The 247-nt window shown below is 55.9% G+C and carries 1 pseudogene; it reads left to right on the forward strand.

From position 1 onward, the window contains the following. Window positions 1-53 precede the first annotated feature (53 nt). A pseudogene (locus tag QP363_RS13350) lies at window positions 54-247 on the forward strand (hypothetical protein); the annotation flags it as partial.

The following is a 247-nucleotide window of genomic DNA, read 5'->3' on the forward strand; positions in this document are numbered from 1 at the left end:
GCGTTGATTGACGCGGTCACAGCAGAAATTACAACCACTGAAAGGACAAGCTCATGCATGTGATGACCAAATACCTCGACACAAGGAAAGCCGCGATCGCAGCGCTACAGGATTATGCGGTGATGGAACAGATCATCGAGAGTACCGACGAGCAGATCAAGACGGCTTACGCTGATGCAGCTAGCCCCGCATCACCGCGCATGGACGGCACACCGCCCTCGGGTGATCTGCACGCGTCCGAGAACAG

The sequence above is a fragment of the Corynebacterium sp. UMB6689 genome (assembly GCF_030215295.1).
Classification (GTDB): Bacteria; Actinomycetota; Actinomycetes; order Mycobacteriales; family Mycobacteriaceae; genus Corynebacterium; species Corynebacterium aurimucosum.